The sequence below is a fragment of the Lentzea terrae genome, assembly GCF_003265345.1.
GTDB classification, from domain to species: domain Bacteria; phylum Actinomycetota; class Actinomycetes; order Mycobacteriales; family Pseudonocardiaceae; genus Lentzea; species Lentzea terrae.
The window spans coordinates 274875-297182 of sequence record NZ_QFWW01000002.1; the positions used below are offsets into that span (position 1 = coordinate 274875).

At 69.0% G+C, this 22308-nt stretch carries 24 protein-coding genes; 5 read left to right on the forward strand and 19 right to left on the reverse strand.

Features of this window, described 5'->3' with window-relative positions; genetic code table 11:
* Positions 1–41: 41 nt before the first annotated feature.
* From DI276_RS04530 to DI276_RS04550, 5 genes are read right to left on the reverse strand one after another with little or no spacing between them, the layout of a single operon-like run.
* Positions 42–542, reverse strand: coding sequence for a GNAT family N-acetyltransferase (locus DI276_RS04530; protein WP_112261990.1), 501 nt, complete (start codon positions 540–542; stop codon positions 42–44).
* Positions 535–2655, reverse strand: coding sequence for an NAD-dependent DNA ligase LigA (ligA, locus tag DI276_RS04535; protein WP_408610493.1), 2121 nt, complete (start codon positions 2653–2655; stop codon positions 535–537). The genes DI276_RS04530 and ligA overlap by 8 nt, the downstream gene beginning before the upstream one ends.
* A gap of 32 nt (positions 2656–2687) precedes the next feature.
* Positions 2688–3341 carry a hypothetical protein gene (locus DI276_RS04540; protein WP_112261992.1) on the reverse strand — a complete coding sequence of 218 codons (654 nt, stop codon included), beginning with the start codon at positions 3339–3341 and terminating at the stop codon, positions 2688–2690.
* A 4-nt stretch (positions 3342–3345) separates the two neighbouring features.
* Positions 3346–3903 (reverse strand): YdeI/OmpD-associated family protein, encoded by a 558-nt coding sequence (locus DI276_RS04545; protein WP_232836445.1) that lies wholly within the window; start codon positions 3901–3903, stop codon positions 3346–3348.
* Complete coding sequence (locus tag DI276_RS04550; RefSeq protein ID WP_157984513.1) at positions 3900–4415, reverse strand: LppU/SCO3897 family protein; 516 nt, start codon at positions 4413–4415, stop codon at positions 3900–3902. Before DI276_RS04550 ends, DI276_RS04545 begins: the two co-directional genes overlap by 4 nt.
* Positions 4416–4478: 63 nt before the next feature.
* Here DI276_RS04550 and DI276_RS04555 point away from each other — a divergent pair, with 63 nt between their 5' ends.
* Positions 4479–4958 carry a GNAT family N-acetyltransferase gene (locus tag DI276_RS04555; protein WP_112262213.1) on the forward strand — a complete coding sequence of 160 codons (480 nt, stop codon included), beginning with the start codon at positions 4479–4481 and terminating at the stop codon, positions 4956–4958.
* On the opposite strand, the gene DI276_RS04560 is transcribed toward DI276_RS04555, so the two are convergent.
* The 3 genes from DI276_RS04560 to DI276_RS04570 all read right to left on the reverse strand — a co-directional run bounded on the left by DI276_RS04560 (position 4945) and on the right by DI276_RS04570 (position 9115).
* Positions 4945–6027 (reverse strand): hypothetical protein, encoded by a 1083-nt coding sequence (locus DI276_RS04560; RefSeq protein WP_157984514.1) that lies wholly within the window; start codon positions 6025–6027, stop codon positions 4945–4947. The two genes, DI276_RS04555 and DI276_RS04560, sit on opposite strands and share 14 nt — an antisense overlap.
* A gap of 92 nt (positions 6028–6119) precedes the next feature.
* Positions 6120–7973, reverse strand: coding sequence for a glycoside hydrolase family 9 protein (locus DI276_RS04565; RefSeq protein WP_112261996.1), 1854 nt, complete (start codon positions 7971–7973; stop codon positions 6120–6122).
* Between the two features lie 92 nt (positions 7974–8065).
* The gene (locus tag DI276_RS04570; protein ID WP_112261997.1) at positions 8066–9115 is read right to left on the reverse strand and encodes a methionine synthase; all 1050 of its coding nucleotides are present in this window, start codon (positions 9113–9115) and stop codon (positions 8066–8068) included.
* 405 nt (positions 9116–9520) lie between these two features.
* Between DI276_RS04570 and DI276_RS04575 the strand changes: the two genes are divergently transcribed.
* Complete coding sequence (locus tag DI276_RS04575; RefSeq protein WP_112261998.1) at positions 9521–9880, forward strand: hypothetical protein; 360 nt, start codon at positions 9521–9523, stop codon at positions 9878–9880.
* Between the two features lie 227 nt (positions 9881–10107).
* Complete coding sequence (gene paaI, locus DI276_RS04580) at positions 10108–10494, forward strand: hydroxyphenylacetyl-CoA thioesterase PaaI (RefSeq protein ID WP_112261999.1); 387 nt, start codon at positions 10108–10110, stop codon at positions 10492–10494.
* Here paaI and DI276_RS04585 read toward each other — a convergent pair.
* Positions 10433–10831 (reverse strand): hypothetical protein, encoded by a 399-nt coding sequence (locus tag DI276_RS04585; protein WP_232836447.1) that lies wholly within the window; start codon positions 10829–10831, stop codon positions 10433–10435. The genes paaI and DI276_RS04585 overlap by 62 nt on opposite strands.
* A gap of 38 nt (positions 10832–10869) precedes the next feature.
* Complete coding sequence (locus DI276_RS04590) at positions 10870–12012, reverse strand: hypothetical protein (protein ID WP_112262001.1); 1143 nt, start codon at positions 12010–12012, stop codon at positions 10870–10872.
* A gap of 36 nt (positions 12013–12048) precedes the next feature.
* On the opposite strand from DI276_RS04590, the gene DI276_RS04595 reads away from it, so the two are divergent.
* Together DI276_RS04595 and DI276_RS04600 are read left to right on the forward strand one after the other, a co-directional pair.
* On the forward strand, positions 12049–12552 hold the full coding sequence (locus tag DI276_RS04595) for a DUF6584 family protein (RefSeq protein ID WP_112262002.1): 504 nt from the start codon (positions 12049–12051) through the stop codon (positions 12550–12552).
* Entirely contained in the window at positions 12549–13400 is an 852-nt protein-coding gene (locus DI276_RS04600; protein WP_112262003.1) for a serine/threonine dehydratase, read from the forward strand. The genes DI276_RS04595 and DI276_RS04600 overlap by 4 nt, the downstream gene beginning before the upstream one ends.
* A gap of 1 nt (position 13401) precedes the next feature.
* Here DI276_RS04600 and mnmA read toward each other — a convergent pair whose 3' ends face one another.
* The 9 genes from mnmA to DI276_RS04645 form a co-directional block, all read right to left on the reverse strand.
* On the reverse strand, positions 13402–14484 hold the full coding sequence (gene mnmA, locus DI276_RS04605) for a tRNA 2-thiouridine(34) synthase MnmA (RefSeq protein ID WP_112262004.1): 1083 nt from the start codon (positions 14482–14484) through the stop codon (positions 13402–13404).
* Complete coding sequence (locus tag DI276_RS04610) at positions 14481–15656, reverse strand: cysteine desulfurase family protein (protein ID WP_112262005.1); 1176 nt, start codon at positions 15654–15656, stop codon at positions 14481–14483. The genes mnmA and DI276_RS04610 overlap by 4 nt, the downstream gene beginning before the upstream one ends.
* The gene (locus DI276_RS04615) at positions 15656–16999 is read right to left on the reverse strand and encodes an MFS transporter (RefSeq protein WP_112262006.1); all 1344 of its coding nucleotides are present in this window, start codon (positions 16997–16999) and stop codon (positions 15656–15658) included. The genes DI276_RS04610 and DI276_RS04615 overlap by 1 nt, the downstream gene beginning before the upstream one ends.
* Positions 16956–17828: a lysophospholipid acyltransferase family protein gene (locus tag DI276_RS04620; protein WP_112262007.1), complete on the reverse strand. Its 873-nt coding sequence runs from the start codon at positions 17826–17828 to the stop codon at positions 16956–16958. The genes DI276_RS04615 and DI276_RS04620 overlap by 44 nt, the downstream gene beginning before the upstream one ends.
* A complete protein-coding gene (locus tag DI276_RS04625; protein WP_112262008.1) occupies positions 17825–18598 on the reverse strand; it encodes a GNAT family N-acetyltransferase in 774 nt (257 codons plus the stop codon). Before DI276_RS04625 ends, DI276_RS04620 begins: the two co-directional genes overlap by 4 nt.
* A 116-nt stretch (positions 18599–18714) precedes the next feature.
* Positions 18715–19521, reverse strand: a complete 807-nt coding sequence (locus DI276_RS04630) for a hypothetical protein (protein WP_112262009.1) — start codon at positions 19519–19521, stop codon at positions 18715–18717.
* Positions 19522–19543: 22 nt separating this feature from the next.
* Entirely contained in the window at positions 19544–20065 is a 522-nt protein-coding gene (locus DI276_RS04635) for a hypothetical protein (protein ID WP_112262010.1), read from the reverse strand.
* Positions 20066–20349: 284 nt separating this feature from the next.
* Positions 20350–21303, reverse strand: a complete 954-nt coding sequence (locus DI276_RS04640; protein WP_112262011.1) for an electron transfer flavoprotein subunit alpha/FixB family protein — start codon at positions 21301–21303, stop codon at positions 20350–20352.
* A gap of 13 nt (positions 21304–21316) precedes the next feature.
* Positions 21317–22099 (reverse strand): electron transfer flavoprotein subunit beta/FixA family protein, encoded by a 783-nt coding sequence (locus DI276_RS04645; RefSeq protein WP_112262012.1) that lies wholly within the window; start codon positions 22097–22099, stop codon positions 21317–21319.
* Positions 22100–22308: the final 209 nt, after the last annotated feature.

Sequence of the window (22308 nt, forward strand, 5' to 3'; positions counted from 1 at the left end):
GTAGCTGTCCGGTGGACGCCTGGCGCGGGGTGTGGTTGCGCTCAGGCCGGCACTCCGCACGTGTACGCCAGCAGGGTCAGGCCCGGTAACGGCGCCCAGTCGCGTTCCGGCAGCCGCGTGAAGCCCAGCCGCTTGTACAACCGGTGCGCCGCCGCCATCTTCTCCGACGACGACAGCACGACCTGGCCGATGCCGGCGGCGCGCGCCCGGTCGAACACCGCGCGCACCAGGGCCTCGCCGACGCCGCGGCCGCGCGCCTCCGCGGCGACCGAGAGCATGCGGAACTCCAGCTCGCCCGGCTGGGAGATCTCGGCGTACGGCGTGCCGGGCAGCACCACCGTGACCGACCCCAGCACCGCACCGGAGTCGTCCACGGCGACCAGCAGCTCGGCCTCGCGGAGGCGGGACTCCGCGTCGGCGAGCGTGTCGGCGTAGTCGTCGGTGCCGTCCAGGTAGCCGTCGACGCGGTAGGCCTCGACCGTCACGGAGCCGACCGCTGGCAGGTCGGCCTCCGTCGCGGGGCGGATGATCAGGTCAGGCATCGGTGCTCACTTCTGGGCCTTCCTCCCCGATGATGGCCACCTCCTTCGCCGCGTCCGGGCCCTGGTCGAGCAGGACCCGGAAGCCCGCCTCGTCGAGGACCGGGACCTTCAGCGAGATGGCCTTGTCGTACTTCGATCCTGGCGAGTCGCCCACGACCACGAAAGCGGTTTTCTTGGAGACCGAACCGGCCGCCTTGCCGCCGCGGGCCAGGATGGACTCCTTGGCCGAGTCGCGGGAGAACTCCTGGAGCGACCCGGTGACCACGATGGACAGGCCCTCGAGGTTGCGCGTGATGGACGCGTCGCGCTCGTCCTCCATCCGCACGCCCGCGGCCCGCCAGCGCTCCACAACATCTTGGCGCCAGTCGGTTTCCCGCCACTCCACCACGGCGGTCGCGATCGTGGGGCCCACGCCCTCGGTGCTCGCCAGCACTTCCTCTTCAGCTTCGAGGATCGCGTCCATCGAGCCGAACTGGAGCGCCAGCGCACGGGCGGCCGTGGGGCCGACGTGCCGGATCGACAGCGCGACCAGCACCCTCCACAGCGGACGTTCCTTGGCGGCCTCGAGGTTGTCCAGCAACTTCAGGGCGTTCGCGGACAGCTCGCCGCTCTTCGTCTTGAACCGCTCGACCTGCTGCAGCGCCTCGGCGTCGAGGTCGAACAGGTCGGCCTCGTTCGTGTACGCGGTGGACTCGGTGATCGCCGCCGCTGCCTCGTAGCCGAGCACCTCGATGTCGAGCGCGGCCCGGGAAGCCAGGTACGCCAGGCGTTCGCGCAGCTGACCGGGGCACGTCTGGGCGTTGGGGCAGCGGATGTCGACGTCGCCCTCCTTCATGGGGCGCAGCTCGGCGTTGCACTCGGGGCAGCGGGTCGGCATGACGAACTCGCGCGCGTCGGTGGGGCGCGCGGCCAGCACCGGGCCCAGCACCTCGGGAATCACGTCGCCCGCCTTGCGGATGACGATGCGGTCGCCGATCAGCACGCCCTTGCGCTTCACCTCGGAAGCGTTGTGCAGCGTGGCCCGCGCGACCGTCGAACCGGCCACCTTCACCGGTTCCATCAGCGCGAACGGCGTGACGCGGCCCGTGCGGCCGACCTGGACCTGGATGTCCAGCAACGTCGTGGTGGCTTCCTCCGGCGGGTACTTGTACGCGATGGCCCACCGCGGGGCGCGCGACGTCGTGCCCAGGCGGCGCTGCAGCGACACCTCGTCGACCTTGATGACCACGCCGTCGATCTCGTGGACCGCGTCGTGCCGGTGCTCGCCCCAGAACTCGACGTGCGCGCGGATCTCCGCCGGGTCGGTGAGCACCTTGGTGTGCTTCGAGGTCGGCAGCCCCCACGCCTTCAGCGCCTCGTAGGCGAGAGATTGTCGGGCTGCCTCGAAGCCCTCGGTCTTGCCGATGCCGTGGCAGATCATCCGCAGCTTGCGCGACGCGGTGACCTTCGGATCCTTCTGCCGCAGCGAGCCCGCGGCGGTGTTGCGCGGGTTCGCGAACGGCGGCTTGCCCTGCTCGACCAGCGAGGCGTTGAGCGCCAGGAAGTCCTCGACCGCGAAGAAGACCTCGCCGCGCACCTCGACGAGATCCGGCACCGGGTACTCGTCGGAGCCCTTGAGCGTCACCGGCACGTCCGCGATGGTGCGGACGTTCAACGTCACGTCCTCGCCCGTGCGGCCGTCGCCACGGGTGAGCGCCCGCGTGAGCTTGCCCTTCTCGTACAACAGGTTGATCGCGAGGCCGTCGATCTTCAGCTCGCACAGGAAGTGCGTGCCGGCACCGATGTCCTTCTGGACCCGCTCGAACCAGGCCGTCAGCTCGTCCTGCGCGAAGACGTTGTCCAGGCTGAGCATGCGCTCCAGGTGGTCGACCGCCTTGAACTCGGTCGAGAACGTGCCGCCGACGAGCTGCGTCGGCGAGTCCGGTGTGGCCAGACCCGGATGCTCGGCCTCCAGCGCCTCGAGTTCCTTGAGCAGCCCGTCGAACTCACCGTCGGTGACGATCGGATCGTCCAGCACGTAGTAGCGGAACTGGTGCGAGCGCACCTCTTCCGCGAGCACGGCATGCCGCTCGCGCACCTCGGCCGGAACGTCTTCAAGGCTCTCGCTGGTCACGTCTGACAGCTTAGTGAGCAGGTCTGACAGTTTCAGTCGTCCGCAACCGCGGCGAGTGTGCGAACGAGTGAACGCAGCTCCAGCAGGCTGATCGTGCCCTCCGGCTCCAGCTGCGCGGTCTCCACGCGCCGCAGCCGCTCCCCCGCCAGCCGCTCGCCCAGCGTGACGTCCAGCGGCAGGAACGTCATCGTCTGCCGCTGCTGCTCGGTCAGCTCCGCGAGCGCCGGGTGGTAGACCGCGACGTCGACGACCTCACCGTCCACCTGGGCCACGATCCGGTAGTCGCCGAGCCGCATCTTGACCTCGCCGAGGTTCACGACGACCTCGGTCGGGTCCGGCACCGGCGGCACCGAGTCGTGGAACTCCCACACCATGTCCGTCGGCGGCGCGGCCTTGATCCACGCGTCGGTGTAGGGCCGCAGCCGCGGGTCCTCCTGGCCGGTGATCACCAGCGCGTACATCGCGAGGTGACCCTGTTCGAGCGAGAACACGAGGTCGGGGTGCAGCCCGCTGACGAGCTCCTTCAGCTCGTCCTCCACGCGCTGCGGCTCGCCGTCGCCGAGTGCCGCGCTCACCACCGGTACCAGCTCGAACCACCGCTCCCAGAAGCGCGTTGCGGCTTCCTCGGCGTTCGGCAGGTGCGTCGGTGTTGCTTCGTCGGCTTTGCGGCGGCGGAACCACTTCATTCGGTCAAGCGTAGAGCTTGCGTCCGTCTGCCAGCATTTCGACGAACTGGGCGATCCTGCGTTGGCGTGTCTCCGCGCGCTTCGCGTCGTGGATGCGTATCAGGATCGCGTACCGGTTCTGGCTGTTCAGCCCCTCGAACGCGGTTTGCGCCTTGGGGTTGGCCTTGAGCGCTGCCTTGAAGTCGTCGGGTACCTCGATCGTGGCCGGGCCGGCGTACGCCGCCTCCCAACGGCCGTCCGCTTTCGCCTTCTCGATTTCCTTCAGTCCCGCCGGCAGCATCCTGCCCGCGGCGATCAGCTCCTCGACCTTGCCGCAGTTGCGCTTGGACCACCTGCTGCGCGGCTTCCGCGGCGTCCACCGCTGCGAGTAGTAGGTGTCGTCGATCGACCGCACGAGCCCGTCGATCCACCCGTGGCACAACGCGATGTCCAGCGCCTCGTCGTAGGTGATCGTCTTCAGCCCGGATCCCTTCTTGGCGTACTTGATCCACAGCTCGGTCTCGGTGGCACCGTTCTCGTGCAGCCACGCGTCGAACTCGGCGGCGTCTTCGAAGAAGATCAACGCACCCTCCTCAGGCAGAGCGTCATCTCCTCATAGGGAACACCGAGTTCGGCCTCTGCGGGGCAACTTTCTTCCGCGATGCCGACCACCTGCACGTTCACCCGCGGCGCCGCGCAGTCGAACTTGGACACGACCGACCGCTGCAGGTCCTCGGTGTCGAACTCGAAGCAGTCGCCCTGCTCGGCGTTGGGCAGCAGGCACAGCGCCGCGTTGTGCCTGGTGTCGCGCAGCACCTTGTAGTCGCCGCGGGGGCACTCGCCGTTGGTGCTGGCCAGCACGGTTCCGACCTTGAGCGCCGCCCGCTCGCCCTTGCAGTCGATGACGGTCAGGCCCAGGTCGTCCTCGCCGGCGCCGGCGAACTTCACGCAGGTGCCCTTCTCGGCCTTCGAGTAGTCCGTGAGGAACACCGGGGTTGTATGGGTCGGCTCATCTTCGTCGCTGAAGAACCACCACAGGACGCCGTAAGCAAGCACGGCGAGTACACACACCATCACGGTCTGTCTGACGGCCACGCGCGGATTATGGCTTTGAAAACTGAGTGGCGCGCGGCGACTTCGTTGGCCACAGTGCCCGTCATGCTGATCCGGCGGGAAACGCCCGCAGACATCGACGCCATCCGCTCGGTCACGAACCTCGCGTTCAAGAACGGGCCCGAGGCGCTGTTGATCGACTGGCTGCGGGAGGACGAGGGCTGGATCCCGGAGTTGTCGCTCGTGGCCGATGGTGTGGTGGGGCATGTCGTCGGCACTCGCGGGTACATCGGCGATTTCCCTGCGATCGGGATAGGGCCGGTCAGCGTGCGGCCTGATCATCAACGGTCCGGGGTGGGTTCGGCGCTGATGCACGCGGTTCTGGGGGCGGCGGAGGCTCGCGGGGAGCTTGCGGTGATCCTGCTGGGCAGCCCTGACTACTACTCGCGGTTCGGGTTCCGGCTGGCTTCCGAGTTCGGGATCACGCCGCCCGTGGCCGAGTGGGCGCCGCATTTTCAGGCGAGGCTGTTCGGTCCGGCGCCGGCTGGGGCGTTCCGGTATGCGGAGCCGTTCAACCGACTCTGAGCACGTCGCCGTTGGCTCGGCGGGCGTGGACGGTGCCGTCGGGCTGTGCGGACACCGTGTCGATGAAACGGCCTTCGCCCAACGGCTCCCAGGCCGTGGTCAGGCGGTGCACTCGGGCGCCGATCAGCGTGTACAGGCCGACCGTCCCATCAGGACGGAGCACCGCTTCCGGCGAGCCCTCCAGGCCTTGGGTGATCTCCCGCCATGCACCGGCCGCGCTGGCCATGAGCGCGCCGCCCGACCGCACGTACACGGCAACCGACCCGTCCGGGTAGGCGATCGCGGACGGCTTGCCGCTCGCGAACCCCGGCGGGCTCAGCGGAATCGATCCGGATTGGCCGACCCCCTGGGGGGAGCTACCCCCCATCCCAATCGTCGCAGAGGGGTCTGACAATTTCGCCACGCTGCCATCGGCCAGCACGGCGTACAGGCCGACCGTCCCATCAGGACGAAGCACGGCCTCGGGATCCCCGGCCACCCCAGCCGCCACCGGCCGCCACACCCCGTCAGCCAAAGCCCTGACGTCACCGCGAGAAGTCCGCGCGAACACAAAGCGCCCAGCCACCGAAGGACGCCCTACGAAGTCACCGGACGAGCTCAGCCGCGTCCGCCCACCCCAGACATCGCCGTCCTCCACCACGTACACGCCACCGTCGACAACCTCAGGCCCGCCCTGCCAAGCCTGCCGGAGCATGGACGACGCCCGCCCCTCCGCCTCGTCGTAGCGCAACGGACAACAAGACCGCTGCACCGCATCCGCGAGCAACCCGGGCGAAAGGTCCGGCCGATCCACCTCCACCGCGACCTCGAAGAACCGCCGCGCCGCGTACGACACGTCCATGATCTGCTCGGGCGTCCCCCAGCCCATCGACGGCCGTTGCTGGAACACGCCCAGCGAGTCGGCGTCACCGCAGTCGAGGTTGTTCATGTGCGACTCGACCCACCCGGCCTCGAACCCGGCGAGCATCACCTTGTCGCTGACGCGTAAGGAAAGACCAACGGCGTGCACGATCCGGATGACCTCCGGGTCGTGCACGCCGGGCACTCGGCAGGAAGCGTTCAACGGCAAGGCCGAAGCCGTACCTGCCGTCAAAAGCAGAAAGACCAGCGCGAGCCTGAGCACAAGTCCGAATTGGACACCCAGGCTCGCGCCGGCGCCACTCAGCCGGCCGCGATCAGCGAGAAGCCGAGCACGCCCGTCGCCGTGAAGTCGATCGCGGGCTCGGAGCTCGGCCACGAACGCAGGTCGTCGGCGAACACGGACTTCGCGGAGTTGAACTCCAGCGTGTACGGCTTGGTGCACGGCACTGAGCCCGGCGGCATCTCGCCGAGGTCCCCGAACAGCGTGGCGTCGTTCGGGCCGTTGATCACGGCGCCGACCAGCACCTTCGAGCCACCGGAAGTGGAGCCGGACAGGTTCGCCGCCTGGTGGTGCGGGCACTCCGGGAACTTCGAGCCGACGCCGACGATCAGCGAGGTGCCCCAGGCGTTGGTGCCGAGGGCGAAGCCGCGCTGCTGCGTGCCGAACGTCTTGTACTGCGCAGACCCGGTCAGCTTCTCGTACAAAGCAGCCGTGGTGATGAAGCCGAACGTGCGCGAGCCGACGTCCCAGGTCTCGACGTTGGCGGCGGTGCGGAACGGCGAGCGCTGAGCCGCGTCGGCGCCCTGTTGCAGCTGGCGCTGGATGTCGCCCACGACCTGCGCCTCGGTCACCGGCGCGCCGGGCACGCCCCTCTTCAGCAACGGAGCGAGGTCGGCGTGGCCCAGAGCGGAGATGTTGTAGACGTTCAACGTGTCCGGGTCGGCCGTCGCCAGGAACTCCTTGGCCCAGTGGGCCGCCGCCCGAGCGAACTGCCCGTAACGCCTGTCGTTCAACGCCTTCGCCGCCAGCGCGAGCTGGGTCGCGCCGAACTCCATGTCGTCGGTCCACGACGATTCGGGGTAGTAGGCGTGCGGGAACGCCGTCACGAGCTCGCCGACGTCCGACGTCTTGGCCAGCGCGAACAGCGAAGCAGCCTTGTTCAGGTACTCGCACGCGAGGCGCGGGTTCCGGCGAGCCTCGATCTGCGCGGCCAACGCGAACGAGCCCGCCACGCGGCCGACCAGGTTCGGGCTGATCTTCTCGCCGGCCTTGTTCGCGCGGAACACCGGGCGGTGCTTGATGTAGTACTCGCGGTCGCCCGGCTGCACGTTGAGCTTGTCGTCGGCCTCCGGCAGGCGCCACACGTCGTGGTCGCCGACGAAGCCGAACTCCTCGGAGCCGGTGCCGATGCCGACCTGCGCGTACAGCACGCCGGACTTCTCGTCCCACGCCTTGTCGAGCCACTTGAGGCCGAACTTGGCCTCCTCGTACAGCGCGTCGTTGTGCTTGTTGCGCAACGCCAGCAGCATCGACGCGGTGGAGTACGACGACGCGTGGGTGAACTTCACGAAGTCACCCGCGTCGAACCAGCCGCCTTCGAGGTCGACCTTGACACCCGTGGGCTTCAGCGGCGCCGCGATCTGGTCGCCGCCCTCGCCCTTGAACACCGGCTCCTCGTAGACCATCGCGTCGCGGTCGGTGAGGTGCGCGGGCTTGCGGTTCAGCCGGCCGGGGATCACCTGAGCGCCGTCCCGCTGCGCCTGGAAGAACTCGACCGTGTTGTGCGCGACCGGCGCGAACAGCTTGTTCAGCGAGTCGATCTTGAACGTCGGCGAGGTGATCGAGCCGACCTTGATCCGGTACGTGCCCGGCGTCTGCACGCGGGAGAAGTCGATCGGGTGTACCGAAGGGAACTTCTCGCTCCACGAGCCCGTCGAGGCGCCCGTCCTGCCGGTCAGCACGGTCCTGCCGCGGCTGTCGACGACGGTGAACTTGGTGTTCGCGGCGCCACCGAGCACGTACGCGTGCTTCGCCTCGGTGGTGCCGAAACCGATCTGGTCCAGCCGGATGTGTCCGGCGGGGGCCGCCTGAGCAGGCGCGACGACCACACCTGTGAGCACTGCGGCCACGAGAGCCGCACGTCTGATGCGCATGAGGGGAACTCCCGGTCCAGGCCTCGGCGGACGGCCTACGGTTAAGAAAGTTTCCTAATAGTTCGCAGCAGACTAGCCGCCCAATCCGGACATCACCAGCCCTCTGGCGGTTCCAAAAAGGCCGAGGAGAGATCACGGGTCAGCGACAGCGAACGCTTGACCCAACCGGCCGTCGCACCCGCTAGACCGCACGTCGGAGTGGGTAGCGCCCTCTCCGCGAGGATCGACCGCGGGAAGCCCAGCCGGTCGACGAGGGTGAACGCCCGCTGCCCCACGTCCTTCAACGTCACGGGCGTGCCGGGGTCGAGGCTCGGGACCAGACCCAACGCCAGCGTCGTGCCCGCCTCCCAGGTCTCGCCGATCTCGTCGAGCGCCTCTGCCCCCTGGACCAAGCTGACGTCGAACGCGATCGCGGCCGCGCCGGCTTCCCTGAGCAGCGTCAACGGCGGCTGCGGGGCACAGCAGTGGACGAGCACCTCGTGGTCCTTCAGCGCCTCGATCACCGTCGCGAGCACCGCACGGGCGTCCGGCTCAGGCACGGCAGGCACGGTGCCCAGCTTGGACGGCGTCGGCAGCAGCCCCCGCAACACGGCGGGCAGGCCCGGCTCGTCGAGCTGCACGACCACCTTCGCCCTGGTGCGCTTGGCGACCTCGGCGGCGTGCTGCTTCAGGCCTTCGGCGAGCGACTCGGAGAACTCCTTCACCGCCCCGCGGTCCGTGAGCACCCGATGGCCGCGCATCAGCTCGATGTTCGACATCAGCGTCCACGGCCCGACGGCCTGCACTTTGACCGTCTCCGGCTGCGCGCCCGCACGTTCCAACGCCTCGTCGAACGCGTCCAGGTCGCCGCGCAGCAGATCAACCGCACGGCGGTGGTCACGGCCGGGCCGCGGGTTCACCCGATAGCCGGACGTGATGACCTCGATCGCGAGGTCGACGAGCAGGCCGGCGGTGCGGCCGATCATGTCCGCGCCCACTCCCCGCGCAGGCAGCTCCGGCACGTGCGGCAGCTCAGGCAGTTCTCCGACGACGACGCGCGCCGCCTCGTCGATGTCGGTTCCGGGCAGCGATCCGATTCCAGTGGCTCCACGCACCCGCCGAATTGTTCCACTGTCCTGCAGACAAGAAAGGTCTAGACCCATTGACGCTGTGGTCTAGGCCACTTACCGTGATTGAGCAGGTGCCGAGCGCGATGGCCGGAACCTTCGTCAGGTGGTTGCACCGCCCAGGCGGGTGCATCGCGGTTCCGGCCCCGCGCCCTCGTACTGGTTGTACGGGGGCGCGGGGCCGGGGCCGCGAGGTGCCCTACTGGGCGGCGCAAACGCCTGGCGAAGATTTCGGTCATCGTGCCGAGTGCGAGCACCTCCCTGTTCGTGGGTGGGAACGCGACGCGCCCCGCGTTCCCACCCGCGCCCTTCCTGCCTGCCTGCGCCGCGGGGTAGCTGAACCGGGTGAATGCGAGATGAGCCGCTAACAACGCACCCCAGGCCGCCGACCACCTCAGCGGACGTGGACTTTTCACCGTGACCGACTACAGGAGAAGTCCAGTGATCAGATTCGCTCGAAGGTCCATCGCCGTCGTCAGCGTCGCTCTGCTTGCAAGTCTCTGGGTGGCTCCCGCCGCTCAGGCCGCACCAAAGTGGACGGTCCAGTCGTGCCACTTCGACCTGCGGGCGTACTGGCTGCCGAAGCACGTCACGCCCGGCATCTTCCTCAGCTGCACCACGACCTGGGACCGGAACCAGCAGATCAACGACGCGCTGGCGAGCGGCAACCCGACCCGGATGGCCAACGCGCTGCACGCAGGCCTCCGGCAGAACGCGGACACGTTCCTCATGCCGGACTCGCCGTGCGAACCCGGGCAAGAGGCAGCGATGGGTGACGCCTACGCGCAGTGCGTCGGCTGATCCTTTCATCGCGTGAAGGCCGGTGCGAGAGGCTCGCACCGGCCTTCACCGTTCGTCCAGTCCTCCTAGCAGCTGCTGCAGCACCCGCAGCCAGGACCCGTGCATCCACCACAGCAAGAACATCCACCCACGATGACCACCTCCGATGTTGAGCGATCAAGCGTTTGGGACAGTAAGGCGTGGTCAGCGCGAGGTGACACCACCTTCAGAGTGATTAGAGTGCACGAATGAATGGTCCTGCCGAGATGCTCGCCGCCGACAAGGCCTCCACCGCGCTCGGCATCACGCCGGTCGAGCTGCGCGACGGCTACGCGTTGCTGCGCATGTCGGTCGCCGAAAATATGATCAACGGCCACGGCATCGCGCACGGCGGCTACGTCTTCCTGCTGGCGGACACGGCGTTCGCCTGCGCCTGCAACAGGGCCGGGTCCGTCACCGTCGCCGCCACGGCCGAGATCGACTTCATCAAGCCCGTGCACGAGGGCGACGAGCTGGTGGCGGAGGCGGTGGAACGGACCCGGTTCGGCCGCAGCGGGATCTACGACATCACGGTCAGGCGAGGGACTGAGATCGTGGCCGAGTTCCGCGGTCGGTCGCGGACGCTGCGCTCCTGAGGCCGATGAACTGCAGCACCGCGAAACCGAGCACGGCGAGCCCCTGGGCGAGCACCAGCGCGACGCCGACGTCGGTGAGCGGGAACCACTTCAGCTCGGCGGTGAGAATGCTGTCCAGACCCCACACCAGATTGCCGATGATGACCAGCAGCACGATTCGGCGGTCCGGCACGGGGCGCGTGCCCAATGCGAAGACGCCCACGCCGTAAACCACGCAGAAAAGGCCGAGCCCGATCTGCCATCCCACCGGCATCCCCACTTCCGGGCGTACCAGCAGGGTCAGCAGGCCGAGTGCGAACGAAGCGACACCGTCGAGTTTCAAGGCGAATTTCAACATGGCCTGACGATCGCCGGTGCAGCGCTGCCAGAACCACGTCAAGCGCTGCCAACTCCTGCCATCAGGTCGGCCGCGACCAGGCGCGCGGCCGCGTTCTGCCAGTTGTGCAGCGTCCGCTCGGGCACCTGTGTCACGAACCACTGCAGCGCACGGCGATCCTCCGCGTCGAGGTCCTCGCGCTTGGTCCGCACCGAATACGGCCGGATTCCCTTGACGTAGTAGAAGTACAGGGCGTTGTAGTAACGCCATTCGTCGCTCGTGCCGAAATCGCCGTCCGCGGGCTTCAGCCGTTGAATGCTCGTCAGCAACATGCTCTTCAACTGCGCGGCCCGATCAAGCGGCGGAGCCTCGTCGGTCAAAGTGATCAACGGACTCGCGACGAGCTTTCCGAGATCGCCGTAGTGGCTCAACGCCTTCCGCGTCAGCCGCGCGAACTCGGCCTCGTTCTCGGTGACCAACGGCCGCCGCTTGGGCAGCGACTCCGCGGCCTCGCGCAACTCGGCCCGTTGCGCGGCCAGGGCGGGCACGGCGAGCCGGTCGACGGCGGCCGCGAGCGGGTTCGCCAGCACCTGCACCGCGATGGCCGCCGCGACCGTCGTGTAGGCGAGCAGCTCCGGACCACCGAAGAAGATCACCTGCGATCCGAACAGCACCGCCGTGAAGCCGGCGATCACCAACGACCGCAACATGTCCGCACGGATCGCCTCGCCCTCCTCGACGGCGTCGGTCACCGCCACGAGCACGCCGAACACCACCACGTCGAAGCCCAGCGACGGCAACGTGATCGCGTCGGGCAGCAGACCCAGCAGGAATGCACCCGCCGACAGCCCGAACATCACACCTACGAGTGAAAAGTACGCACGTTTCCTTATGGCTAGGACTGTCGACACGACCAAAGGGAGCAGGACGAGCCACGGCACCCAGAACGAGGTGGCGAAGAACGGCAGCAGGGCGACGAGCCACCACTTGATCAATTCCGGTCGGGAGAGCAACAGGATCGCGCCCGTCCAGGCCAGCGCCGGTAGCCCGACCAGCACGGGATGCGGCAAAACGACCGCAGCCGAATAGCCGATCATGCCCGCGCCGGCCCACCACATCAGCGGCTTGCGCGGATCGCGGGCGAGCAGGTACAGCCCCAGCCACCAGGCGAGGCCCGAGACCAGCAGTGATAGGCCGAACACAGGTCAAAGCTAGCCCTACCTGCAAAACTGGTTCGCATGCCGGCAGAGCTGACGCTCCACAAAGCGGTCGAGGAGTTGCGCCGCGGCGACCTCGCGAGCGTGCTTCGCGCACGTCAGCGCGTCGCCGGGCTCATCGGCACCTACCCGCACCGGCTCGATCTCCGCGAGCGCCTCGCCGAGGTCTACCGCGTACTCGGCCAGCCGGCCCAAGCCGGTCGCTGGACCTACCTCTCCGACGACCGCGACCCGGAAGAAACCCTGGCCTTCGAACGCGCCTACCGCGGGGCCCAGGCCCGGCTCGTGGCGTTGTGCTGGCAGGGCCGGGTCGACGAGGCCCCCACCGAAACGGCCCGCACCCGCCTCGCCTCCCTGTACCTGGAAGCCCGCATCGAGCTGCAACGCGAGCTGGACGCCACCCCGCACGAGGAGACGTCCTGGGGCGCCTGCCTGGTCGTCATGATCGGCGGCACCTTCGTCCTCGTCTGCTTTCTGCTCGGCGTCGTCACCCTCGTGCAGTTCTTGTGGAAACTGGTCTCATGAGCCCGCTGTCGCAGTACGTCCGCCGCACTCCCACCATGCACGTCTCGGTCGACGGCCGCCCCCTCGTCCTCAAGCTGGAGCACCTCCAGCTGACCGGCTCGTTCAAGATCCGCGGCGCGGTCAACAAGCTCCTGTCCCTGAACGTGTCCGAAGTGGTCACCGCCTCGGGTGGCAACCACGGCATCGCGGTGGCCCAGGCCGCCCAGCTGCTCGGCGCACACGCCACGGTCTTCGTCCCGGTGACCGCCCCCGAGGCCAAGACCAAGCGCATCGAAGCCTTGGGCGCCAAGCTGATCCGGCACGGCAACAGCTACGCCGAAGCCGCACTGGCCGCCCGCGACCTCGGCCTGCCGTACATCGAGGCGTACAACGACCCGAAGGTCATCGAGGGCCAGTCGACGGTCACGCATGAGATCGTCGAGGACGTGCCGGAAGTGGACTCGATCTACGTCGCGGTCGGTGGCGGCGGGTTGGTCGCGGGCGCCGCGCTGGCCTCTGGTGGACGTCACATCATCGCCGTGGAGCCCGAGCACTGCTGCGCCATGCACAACGCGCTGCAAGCCGGTGAGCCGGTCGACTCCGAAGTGAACTCGATCGCCGCAGACGCGCTGGGAGCCACCCGCGCCGGCGCTCTGTCGCTGGAAATCCTGCGACAGCACGATGTTTCGTCGGTCCTGGTGTCCGACGAGGAGATTCTCGCGGCCCGCGACCGTCTGTGGGCGGACTTCCGGCTGGCAGTCGAGCCGGCCGGTGCGGCGGCGTTCGCCTCGTTCCTCAAGGGCGACGCGCCGGGCGAACTGCCGTGCGTGATCCTCTGTGGAGCGAACTCCGACTGGCAACCCCGCTGAGTCAGCTGGTGGCGTCGATCGTCGCGCTGGCCAGCACCAGATCGCCGGCAGCGTCCTCGCGGTAGATCGCCACGGCCTGCCCGGGAGCCACGCCCTTCAACGGCTCCCGCAGCTGAACCTGCAGAACGCCATCGACCAGCTCTGCCACCGCAGGTGCCGTGCCGCCGTGCGCGCGCACCTGCGCAACACACTCAACGGGCCCGTCCAACTCCACGTGCGCAACGGCAGCGGAAGCAGAGATCCCGGTCACCGCAAGCTTCTCGGCCGACCCCACGCGCACGTTCCCCGAGACGGGCTCGAGCGAGAGGACGTACCGAGGTCGCCCGTCGGGAGCCGGGCCGTCGATTCCGAGCCCCTTGCGCTGTCCCACCGTGAACTCGTGCACCCCGGCGTGCCGTCCGAGCACCGCCCCGGTCTCGTCGTCGATCAGCAGCCCTGGCCGCGTCTCCATCCGCCCGGCGAGGAACTTCTGCGTGTCCCCGTCGGGAATGAAGCAGATGTCGTGCGAGTCCGGCTTCTTGGCCACGGACAGGCCGCGCGCCGCGGCTTCGACCCGGACGTCGTCCTTCACCGTGTCCCCCAACGGGAACATCGCGTGCGCGAGCTGGTCGGACGTCAGCGAGGCCAGCACGTACGACTGGTCCTTGCCCAGGTCGGCGGCGCGACGCAGCTCCGGACGGCCGTCCACCAGCTCGAGCCGTGCGTAGTGGCCGGTGCAGACCGCGTCGAAGCCGAGCGCGATCGCCTTGTCCAGCAACGCCTCGAACTTGATGCGCTCGTTGCAGCGCAGGCACGGGTTGGGCGTGCGGCCGGCCGCGTACTCCGCGACGAAGTCCTCCACGACCTCTTCGGTGAAGCGCTCGGCGAAGTCCCAGACGTAGAACGGGATTCCCATCAGGTCGGCGGCGCGGCGGGCGTCGTGCGCGTCCTCGATCGTGCAGCAGCCGCGGGCGCCGGTGCGCAACGTGCCGGGCTTGGCCGACAAAGCCAGGTGGACGCCCGTGACGTCGTGTCCCGCTTCGACGGCTCGTGCCGCCGCCACCGCGGAGTCGACACCACCGCTCATCGCCGCGAGGACCTTCACTGCTTGACCACCTTCCGGGAACGCCTCATGCCTGCCAGACCTGCCGTACGCGCGCGCTCGACCACCGGGCCGATCACCGCCGCCAACTTCTCAACGTCGGCGCGGGTCGACGTATGCCCCAGCGAGAACCTCAGGGAACCGCGCGCCAGCGCAGGCTCCACGCCCATTGCCAGCAGCACGTGCGACGGTTGCGCCACACCGGCCGTGCACGCGGAGCCCGTCGAGCACTCGACGCCGCGCGCGTCGAGCAGCATCAGCAGGCTGTCGCCCTCGCAGCCGGGGAACGTCAGGTGCGCGTTGCCGGGCAGGCGGTCGGCCGGGTCGCCGTTCACGATCACGTCCGGCACCACCGCGCGCACCGACGCGATCAGCTCGTCGCGCAGCGCGGAAAGCTGTGCGTGGCGCTGCTCCTGCTCGTCCACCGCAATCCGGACCGCGGCAGCCAGACCGACGATCGACGGCACGTCCAGGGTGCCGGACCGCACGTCCCGCTCCTGGCCGCCGCCGTGCATTAGTGGCGCGCACTTCACGTCGCGCGCCAGCAGCAGCACGCCGACGCCGTACGGGCCGCCGACCTTGTGGCCGGTCATGGTCAACGCCGACGCGCCGGAGGCCGCGAAGTCGACCGGCACCGCGCCCACGGCCTGCACCGCGTCCGTGTGGAACGGTACGCCGCGATCAGCACAAACGGCCGCGATGTCGTGCACCGGGTTGATGGTGCCGACCTCGTTGTTCGCCCACATCGTCGTGACGAGCGCGACGTCGTCCGCTGAGCCCAAGGCCTCCAAGACGACCTCGGCGGAGACCCGGCCGAACCGGTCGGTCGGCAGCCAGGTGACCTCGGCGCCCCGCTGCTCCAGCCAGTCGACGGCGTCCAGCACCGCGTGGTGCTCGACCGCGGAGGCCAGCACGCGACGCCTGCCGGAAGCCCAGTAGATGCCCTTGACCGCGAGGTTGTCGCTCTCCGTGCCGCCGCCGGTGAACAGCACCTCGGACGGCCGGGCGCCCAGGGCGTCGGCGATGGTCTCGCGGGCCTCCTCGATCGCACGCCGCGCCCGCCTGCCGGAGGTGTGCAGCGACGAGGCGTTGCCCGTGGTGGACAACGCCTCGGTCATCGCCGCGACCGCCTCCGCGTGCATGGGGGTCGTGGCTGCGTGGTCGAGATAAGCCATCAGGTGTCCAGGGTAGCCCGCATGCGGGGTCCGGTAAGAATCGCTCCCACCACGGCCAACGCCGCCATGGACAGGTTCAGCACCACCACGCCCGTGGTCGGTGCGGTGGCCACGACCACGACGCCGCCGAGTCCGATCATGGTCGCGCAGAAGAGCATGTCGGAGAGCTGCAGCGCCGCCGAGTTGAAACCGCGGTCCTCCTCGGGCGAAGCGGCCATCATCAGCACGCCGACGCTCGACGTCGCCATGCCCATGCCTGCGCCGGCGATGCCCCACAACACGAACGTCAGCCAGGCAGGACCCCACGAGGGTGCGATGAACGTCACCGCCGCCATCCCGGCCGCGGTGAACAGGAAGCCGACCCGCACGAGGGTGTGGCGCTCGATCTCGGGGTGCCGCGACGCCCACATCGAGGCGCTGGCCCAGCCGAGCGCGCTCAGCGTCAGCGGAAGGCCGGCCTCCAGCGGCGCGTAGCCGTGCACGACGGTCAGGGTGAGCGGGATGAAGCTCTCGACCGCGAAGAACGTGCCCGCCAGCAGGCCGCGCGCGAGGATCGTCACCGGGAGGCCGCGCCGGGCGAACAGCGTGCCCTTCGGCAGCAGGATTCGCAGCGCGGGCGCCAGCATCAGCAACGACACCGCGAGCAGCCACCACGTGCGGTGCTGCAACGCCCAGCTCAGGCCCGCCACGCCGACGCCCGCGGCCACGGCGGCCAGCGGCAGGTACTTGCGCTGCGGCGGGGTGGCGCCGTGCGGGGGCAGGCTCTTGAGCACGGGCACGAGCAGCACGATGCCGATCAGCACCAGCGGGATGATCCCGAGGAACACGAGCCGCCAGGTCAGGTGCTCGGTCGCCCAGCCCGCGACCGCCGGTCCCACCAGCGACGGCACCACCCACGCCGCGGACAGCGCCCCGAACACCGCCGGCCGGTCGCTCTCGGGGTAGGCGACCGCGATCAGCACGTAGACCGCGACGATCAGGAAGCCCACGCCGAAGCCCTGCAGCACGCGGCCGACGAGCAGCACGGTCATGGTCTCCGCCACGCCCGCGACGACCAGTCCGGCGAGGAAGAGGAGGACACCGATCAGCAGCGAGAGCTTCGGTCCCCGCCGGTCGGACAGCCGTCCGGAGAAGACGGTCGCGATGACGCTCGCCGCGAGGTTCGCGAGGAACGGCCACGCGTACAGCGCCTCACCCTTCAGCTCGCGGACCATGGTGGGCATCGCCGTGCCGACGCCCATCGCCTCGAAGGCGAACAGCGTGACCAGCAGGAGGATGCCCGTCGTGGGCCAGCGGCGGTCAGGCGACCAGAGACGTGATCGTGCGGGCGCGGTGAGAGTCACCCGTTGATGGTGCTATCTCCAGTTCGGTCGAGGTCAAGCGGTTTGATTGCTCTTCGGCAAGTCTTGCCAGTTCGCGCCGGTTCTCCGCACGGCCGGGAGCGATCTCGTCGAGCACGTGCACCTCGACGACCAGTCCCTTGACCCTGAGCACCCGGCGGATCGAGTCGACGAGCGTGTCGCTGCCGACGAACGCCGGCTGCGTGGTCACGTGGTCGCCGATCCGGTAGCGCAGCACGATCGGCCGCACCGGCACACCGGCGTCGAGCGCGGCCTGGAACAGCGCCGGCTTGTACCGCCCGGACGCGAGCCCGCACCACGTCGTGCCCTCGGCGTGGATGCCGACCGCGCTGCCGTTGCGCAGGCTTGCAGCCAGTTCGTGCACGGTCTGCGGCAACTCACGCAGCTTCTCGCGGTCGAGGTAGACCGTCCCCGCGGCCGTGATGATCTTGCCGAGCACCGGCCAGCTCTTGATGTCCTTCTTGGCCACGATCTTGATCGGCTGCACCGAGTCGATCGCGAGCTCGTCCAGCCACGACACGTGGTTGCTCGCGACGAGCACTCCGCGCTTGGGGATCTCCTGGAACTTCCGCGCGCCGTGGACTTCCAGTTTCACGCCGAACGCCCGGAGAACGGCGTGGAACCACATGCGAATGGTGCTCTCGCGCTGCTTGCTGGGCAGCAGCAACGCGACCGCAATCATTGCGCCGCAAAGGATCGCCGTGACGGCCGTCACCGCCCTCCAGACCTGACGGAGCTTGCCGACCTCTGCCGGTGTTCCGCTGACGCACCCGTCACCACACGGCGACGTGGGCATCCAGGCGTGACTCATGCCGTCTCCCCCAGGAAGAACTTGAGATAGCGCTGGTCCACGTGATCCATGCCGAGCAGGATGAACAGATCCGCGACCCCGAAGTCGGCGTCGAGTGCGGGCCGTCCGCAGACTTTGGCGCCGAGTCGCAGGTAACCCTTCAGCAGCGGCGGCAGCACCGTCTTGTCCGGCCGCGCGATGTGGTCGACGTCCCACGGAATGTGCGGCGTGACGCGGTACTGCTCCGGCGCGTAGTGCTTGGCGTGCACGGTGTCCCAGACCCCGGCCGCGAAACTGCCGCCGTCCTGCAACGGGATGGACGCGCACCCGACGAGCCACTTGTGGCCGCTCAACAACATGTACCGCGCGATGCCGGCCCACACGAGGCTGACGACAGCCCCGTTGCGGTGGTCGGGGTGCACGCACGAGCGCCCGGTCTCGACCGTGGAGTGCCGGATGTCGTTGAGGTTCTTGAGGTCGAACTCGCCATCGCTGTAGAGCCGCCCGGCCTCCTTGGCGCGCTCCGGCGGCAGCATGCGGTAGCCGCCGACGATCTGGCCCGTGCGGTCGTCGCGCACCACCAGGTGGTCGCAGTGCTCGTCGAACTCGTCGACGTCGTGGCCGGGCACGCTGGTGTGCAGCGTCGCCCCCATCTCACCGGCGAACACCTCGTAGCGCAGTCTCTGCGCGGCGACGACTTCTTCGCTGTCGCGGGCGACGAGGAGGGAGTAGCGGGGGGCGTCCTCGTCCTGCTGGACGGGGGTGCTGACAAGCAGTTCCGGCTGCGTCATGGGGACCAGGGTGAAGCCGGGTTGGCGAATGACAGCAGGTCAGAACGATGACGCCTCAGTGGCAGTCGGGTTAACCGCTGGTAGTCCGCGACTCCGACGGGGTGATCTGTGACGGATCATCCGCCGGCTCGCACGCGGTTGACCGTGTCCGAGTCCCACGTCACGGCGTCGTCGACGTTCACCGGGAACGCTTCGAGCCCGGCGTCGGCCACCACGGCCGCGACGGCTTCAGCGCTGCCGCCGACGTAGGTGGTCATCATGTCGACGTCCGTCGCCACGCACCAGGCGTGATCGCTGGGCCACCACAGGTTCGGGTGCAGCTGGCGGTCGGGCTCCGTGAGCGGCGGGCGTTCGTCCGACAGCGGGAACGCCGCCGCGGCCGCCGGGCCCGTGAGCAGGTGCAGGCCGCGACCGGGTACCTCGAACCGGGGCGCGGCGGTCCAGGTTCCGGCCAGGTCGCCGTACCCCTCCCAGACCGCCAGCCAGCACCGGTCAGGTGTGCCGGTGTACCTGGTGAGCAGGGCGGCGAGACGGGCGGCGACGGAGGTCGGCATCGCGCCCAGCACCGGTTCGTCGTCCCACACGCCTTCGCGTCCGGGGATGGAACCGAGATCCCTGCCCCACTTTTCGAGATTCGTCGTTTCGCCCGGCAACGGCGGGTTGATCTGCCGCCATTGCGCGAGCGGGTGCATCACGCGGTGGTGCGCCTCCGCCACTTCTCGCCAGCGCACCGGTTCGACGCCGTTGGCCGCGGTTCTGCGGTACGCGGGGTGGAACACGCGTGCGTACGCGGAGAAGACCGACGGCACGATCGAGCCGACCGTGCCGTCGAAGTCTCGGACACCGGCAACAGCCCACGCCGAAGCGTGAGCTGCTGCCGCCGGTGCCGGCTTCGGTGCGCCGCCAACGGGATTTGTGGTCATGTCCTCATCGTCTCGCTACTGGTCAGCAGTTGGTGATGCGGGCGCTGCGGCCGACCGCACTGATCCGGCCGGTCGGCGGGCGGTAGCCGGCCGGGAAGGTGACCTCGCCGCCGACCCAGCTGCCGTACTGGTGGTTGTTGATGCACGCCGTGTTGGCGTGGTTCGCCGCACTGCGGCGGCCGACCGTGACGCTGTTGCGCGCGGACGTGCCCGCCAGCCGGCCGTCGCGGTAGATCGCGCCCCGCACGGCGATCCTGGCGACGTTGGCCGTGCACGTGATGTTGACGTGCACGTTCGCCCTGCGTCCGTCCGTGTGCGACTTGTGCGGGTTGTCCGTGTTGCCGCGGCAGGTGATCACTGCCTGCGCGCCGAGGCCGTCGCCGTCGGACACCGCCGTGATCTCGACCTGTTCCTGCCCGGCACCGTCGATCAAGGACGGCGCGGCCGCCTCCTCGGCCGCCGACGCGGTTCCACCGACACTCATGACGAGCGCCGACACCGCCACGACCGCTGCCGCGACGAACGACGATTTCCTGTTCCCCATGAAGCCTGTTCCTCCCTCTTGTTCCCCAGTAGCACACCGAGTCGGTGTGTGACGACGCGTTGTGCGAAGACGAGCCCACAGGCCGAAACGCGGCCAGGCAAGAGTTGAGAAATCCCCGAATTGCCCCCATGAGCACCGCCCCCACAGCAATGCCGGGGCGACGTTTCCGGTTCACGGCACCACGAGGTACCGCCGAACAGGTCAATCGATCTTCGTCGTCAGCCGCTGAACGCAGAAGGGGCCGTCCCGCGAACGGGACGGCCCCTGCCACCAGAAGCTGAAACTCAGCCCTTGCGCTTCTTGACCTCTTCGGTCAGCTGCGGCGCGACGTTGAACAGGTCGCCCACCACACCGAAGTCGGCGATCTCGAAGATCGGCGCCTCCGGGTCCTTGTTGACCGCGACGATCGTCTTCGAGGTCTGCATGCCCGCGCGGTGCTGGATGGCACCGGAGATGCCCAGCGCCACGTACAGCTGCGGCGAGACCGTCTTACCGGTCTGGCCGACCTGGAACTGGTGCGGGTAGTAGCCCGAGTCGACCGCGGCGCGCGAGGCACCGACAGCCGCACCCAGCGAGTCCGCGAGCTCCTCGACGACGGAGAACTTCTCCGCCGAGCCGACGCCGCGGCCACCGGAGACGACGACCGAGGCCTCGGTGAGCTCCGGGCGGTCGCCGCCGACGACGGCTTCGCGGGAGGTGACGCGGGCGGCCTTGGCGGTGTCCACGGAGATGGAGACCGACTCGTCCAGCACGGCGTCCGCCGCGGACTCCTCGGCCTCGACGCCGCCGGGGCGGACGGTGATGACCGGGGTGCCCTTGCTGACCTTGGCCTTGACGACGAACGCGCCACCGAAGATGGACTGCACGCCGGTGCCGTCGGCCTCGACGTCCACGACGTCGACCAGCCAGCCGGAGTCGATGCGCACGGCGAGCCGGCCGGCGACCTCCTTGCCCTCGACGGTCGCGGAGACGAGCACCGCGGACGCGTTCGGGGCGAGCGCGGCCAGCGCCTCGACCTTCGGGGTCGTCAGGAAGTTGACGGCGTCGTCGGACTCCACGGCGTAGACCTTGGCGGCGCCGTACTTGCCGAGCGACTCGCGGATCTTCGACGCGGTGCCGGGCGCGCCGACGACCACTGCGGCCGGGGTGCCCAGGCGACGAGCAGCGGTGAGCAGCTCGTAGCTGACCTTCTTAACCTCGCCGTCGACGTGGTCGACCAGAACGAGAACTTCAGACATGGTTACCCCTCCCTCAGATGAGCTTCTGGCCGACGAGGAACTCGGCGATCTTGGATCCGCCGTCGCCGCCGTCCTCGACGCGCTGACCCGCGCTGCGCGGCGGCTTCGGGGAAGCCTCCAGCACCTGGGTGTATGCGCCGGACAGGCCGACCTCGGAGGCGTCGACGCCCAGGTCCGCCACGGTGAGCGTGGAGACGGGCTTCTTCTTCGCGGCCATGATGCCCTTGAAGGACGGGTACCGCGGCTCGTTGATCTTCTCGGTCACGGAGACGACGGCCGGCAGCGAGGCCTCGAGGAACGCGACGCCCTCGTCGGTCTCGCGCTCGCCCTTGATCGTCGTGCCCTCGACGGTGACCTTGCGCAGCTGGGTGACCTGCGGCAGGCCGAGCAGCTCGGCGAGGATTGCCGGTACAGCGCCCGCGCGGCCGTCGGTCGCCTCGTTGCCCGCGATGACCAGGTCGACGTTCTCGACCGTGCCGATCGCCTTCGCGAGGACCTTCGCCGTGGCCAGCACGTCCGAGCCGTGCAGCGCCTCGTCGCTCACGTGGATCGCCTTGTCCGCACCCATCGACAGCGCCTTGCGGATGGCGTCCGTGGCGCGATCGGGGCCCATCGCGATCACGGTTACCTCGCCGCCGTGGGCCTCCTGCAACTGCAGGGCCTCTTCGACGGCGCGCTCGTTGATCTCGTCGAGCACAGCATCCGCGGACTCGCGGTCAAGGGTGTGGTCGGCGTCGGTGAGCTTGCGCTCGGACCAGGTGTCAGGCACCTGCTTGACCAGGACAACAATGTTCATAGGTCCTCTTCGACCTCCTGCGGACGGGCGGCGACGCTTACGCAGAGGACTTTAGAACTGCGCCGCCGGGTGTTCACGACCCTGCCATCACCCGGATGTTACCCGCCAGTAGCACCGGTGCAAACGGCAGCAAGCACCCCGCTAGCGTGACGGTTCTCACCCGCAGGCGCTACCAGGTGAGACGTAACCCATTCGGGCGAGCTAGGCTC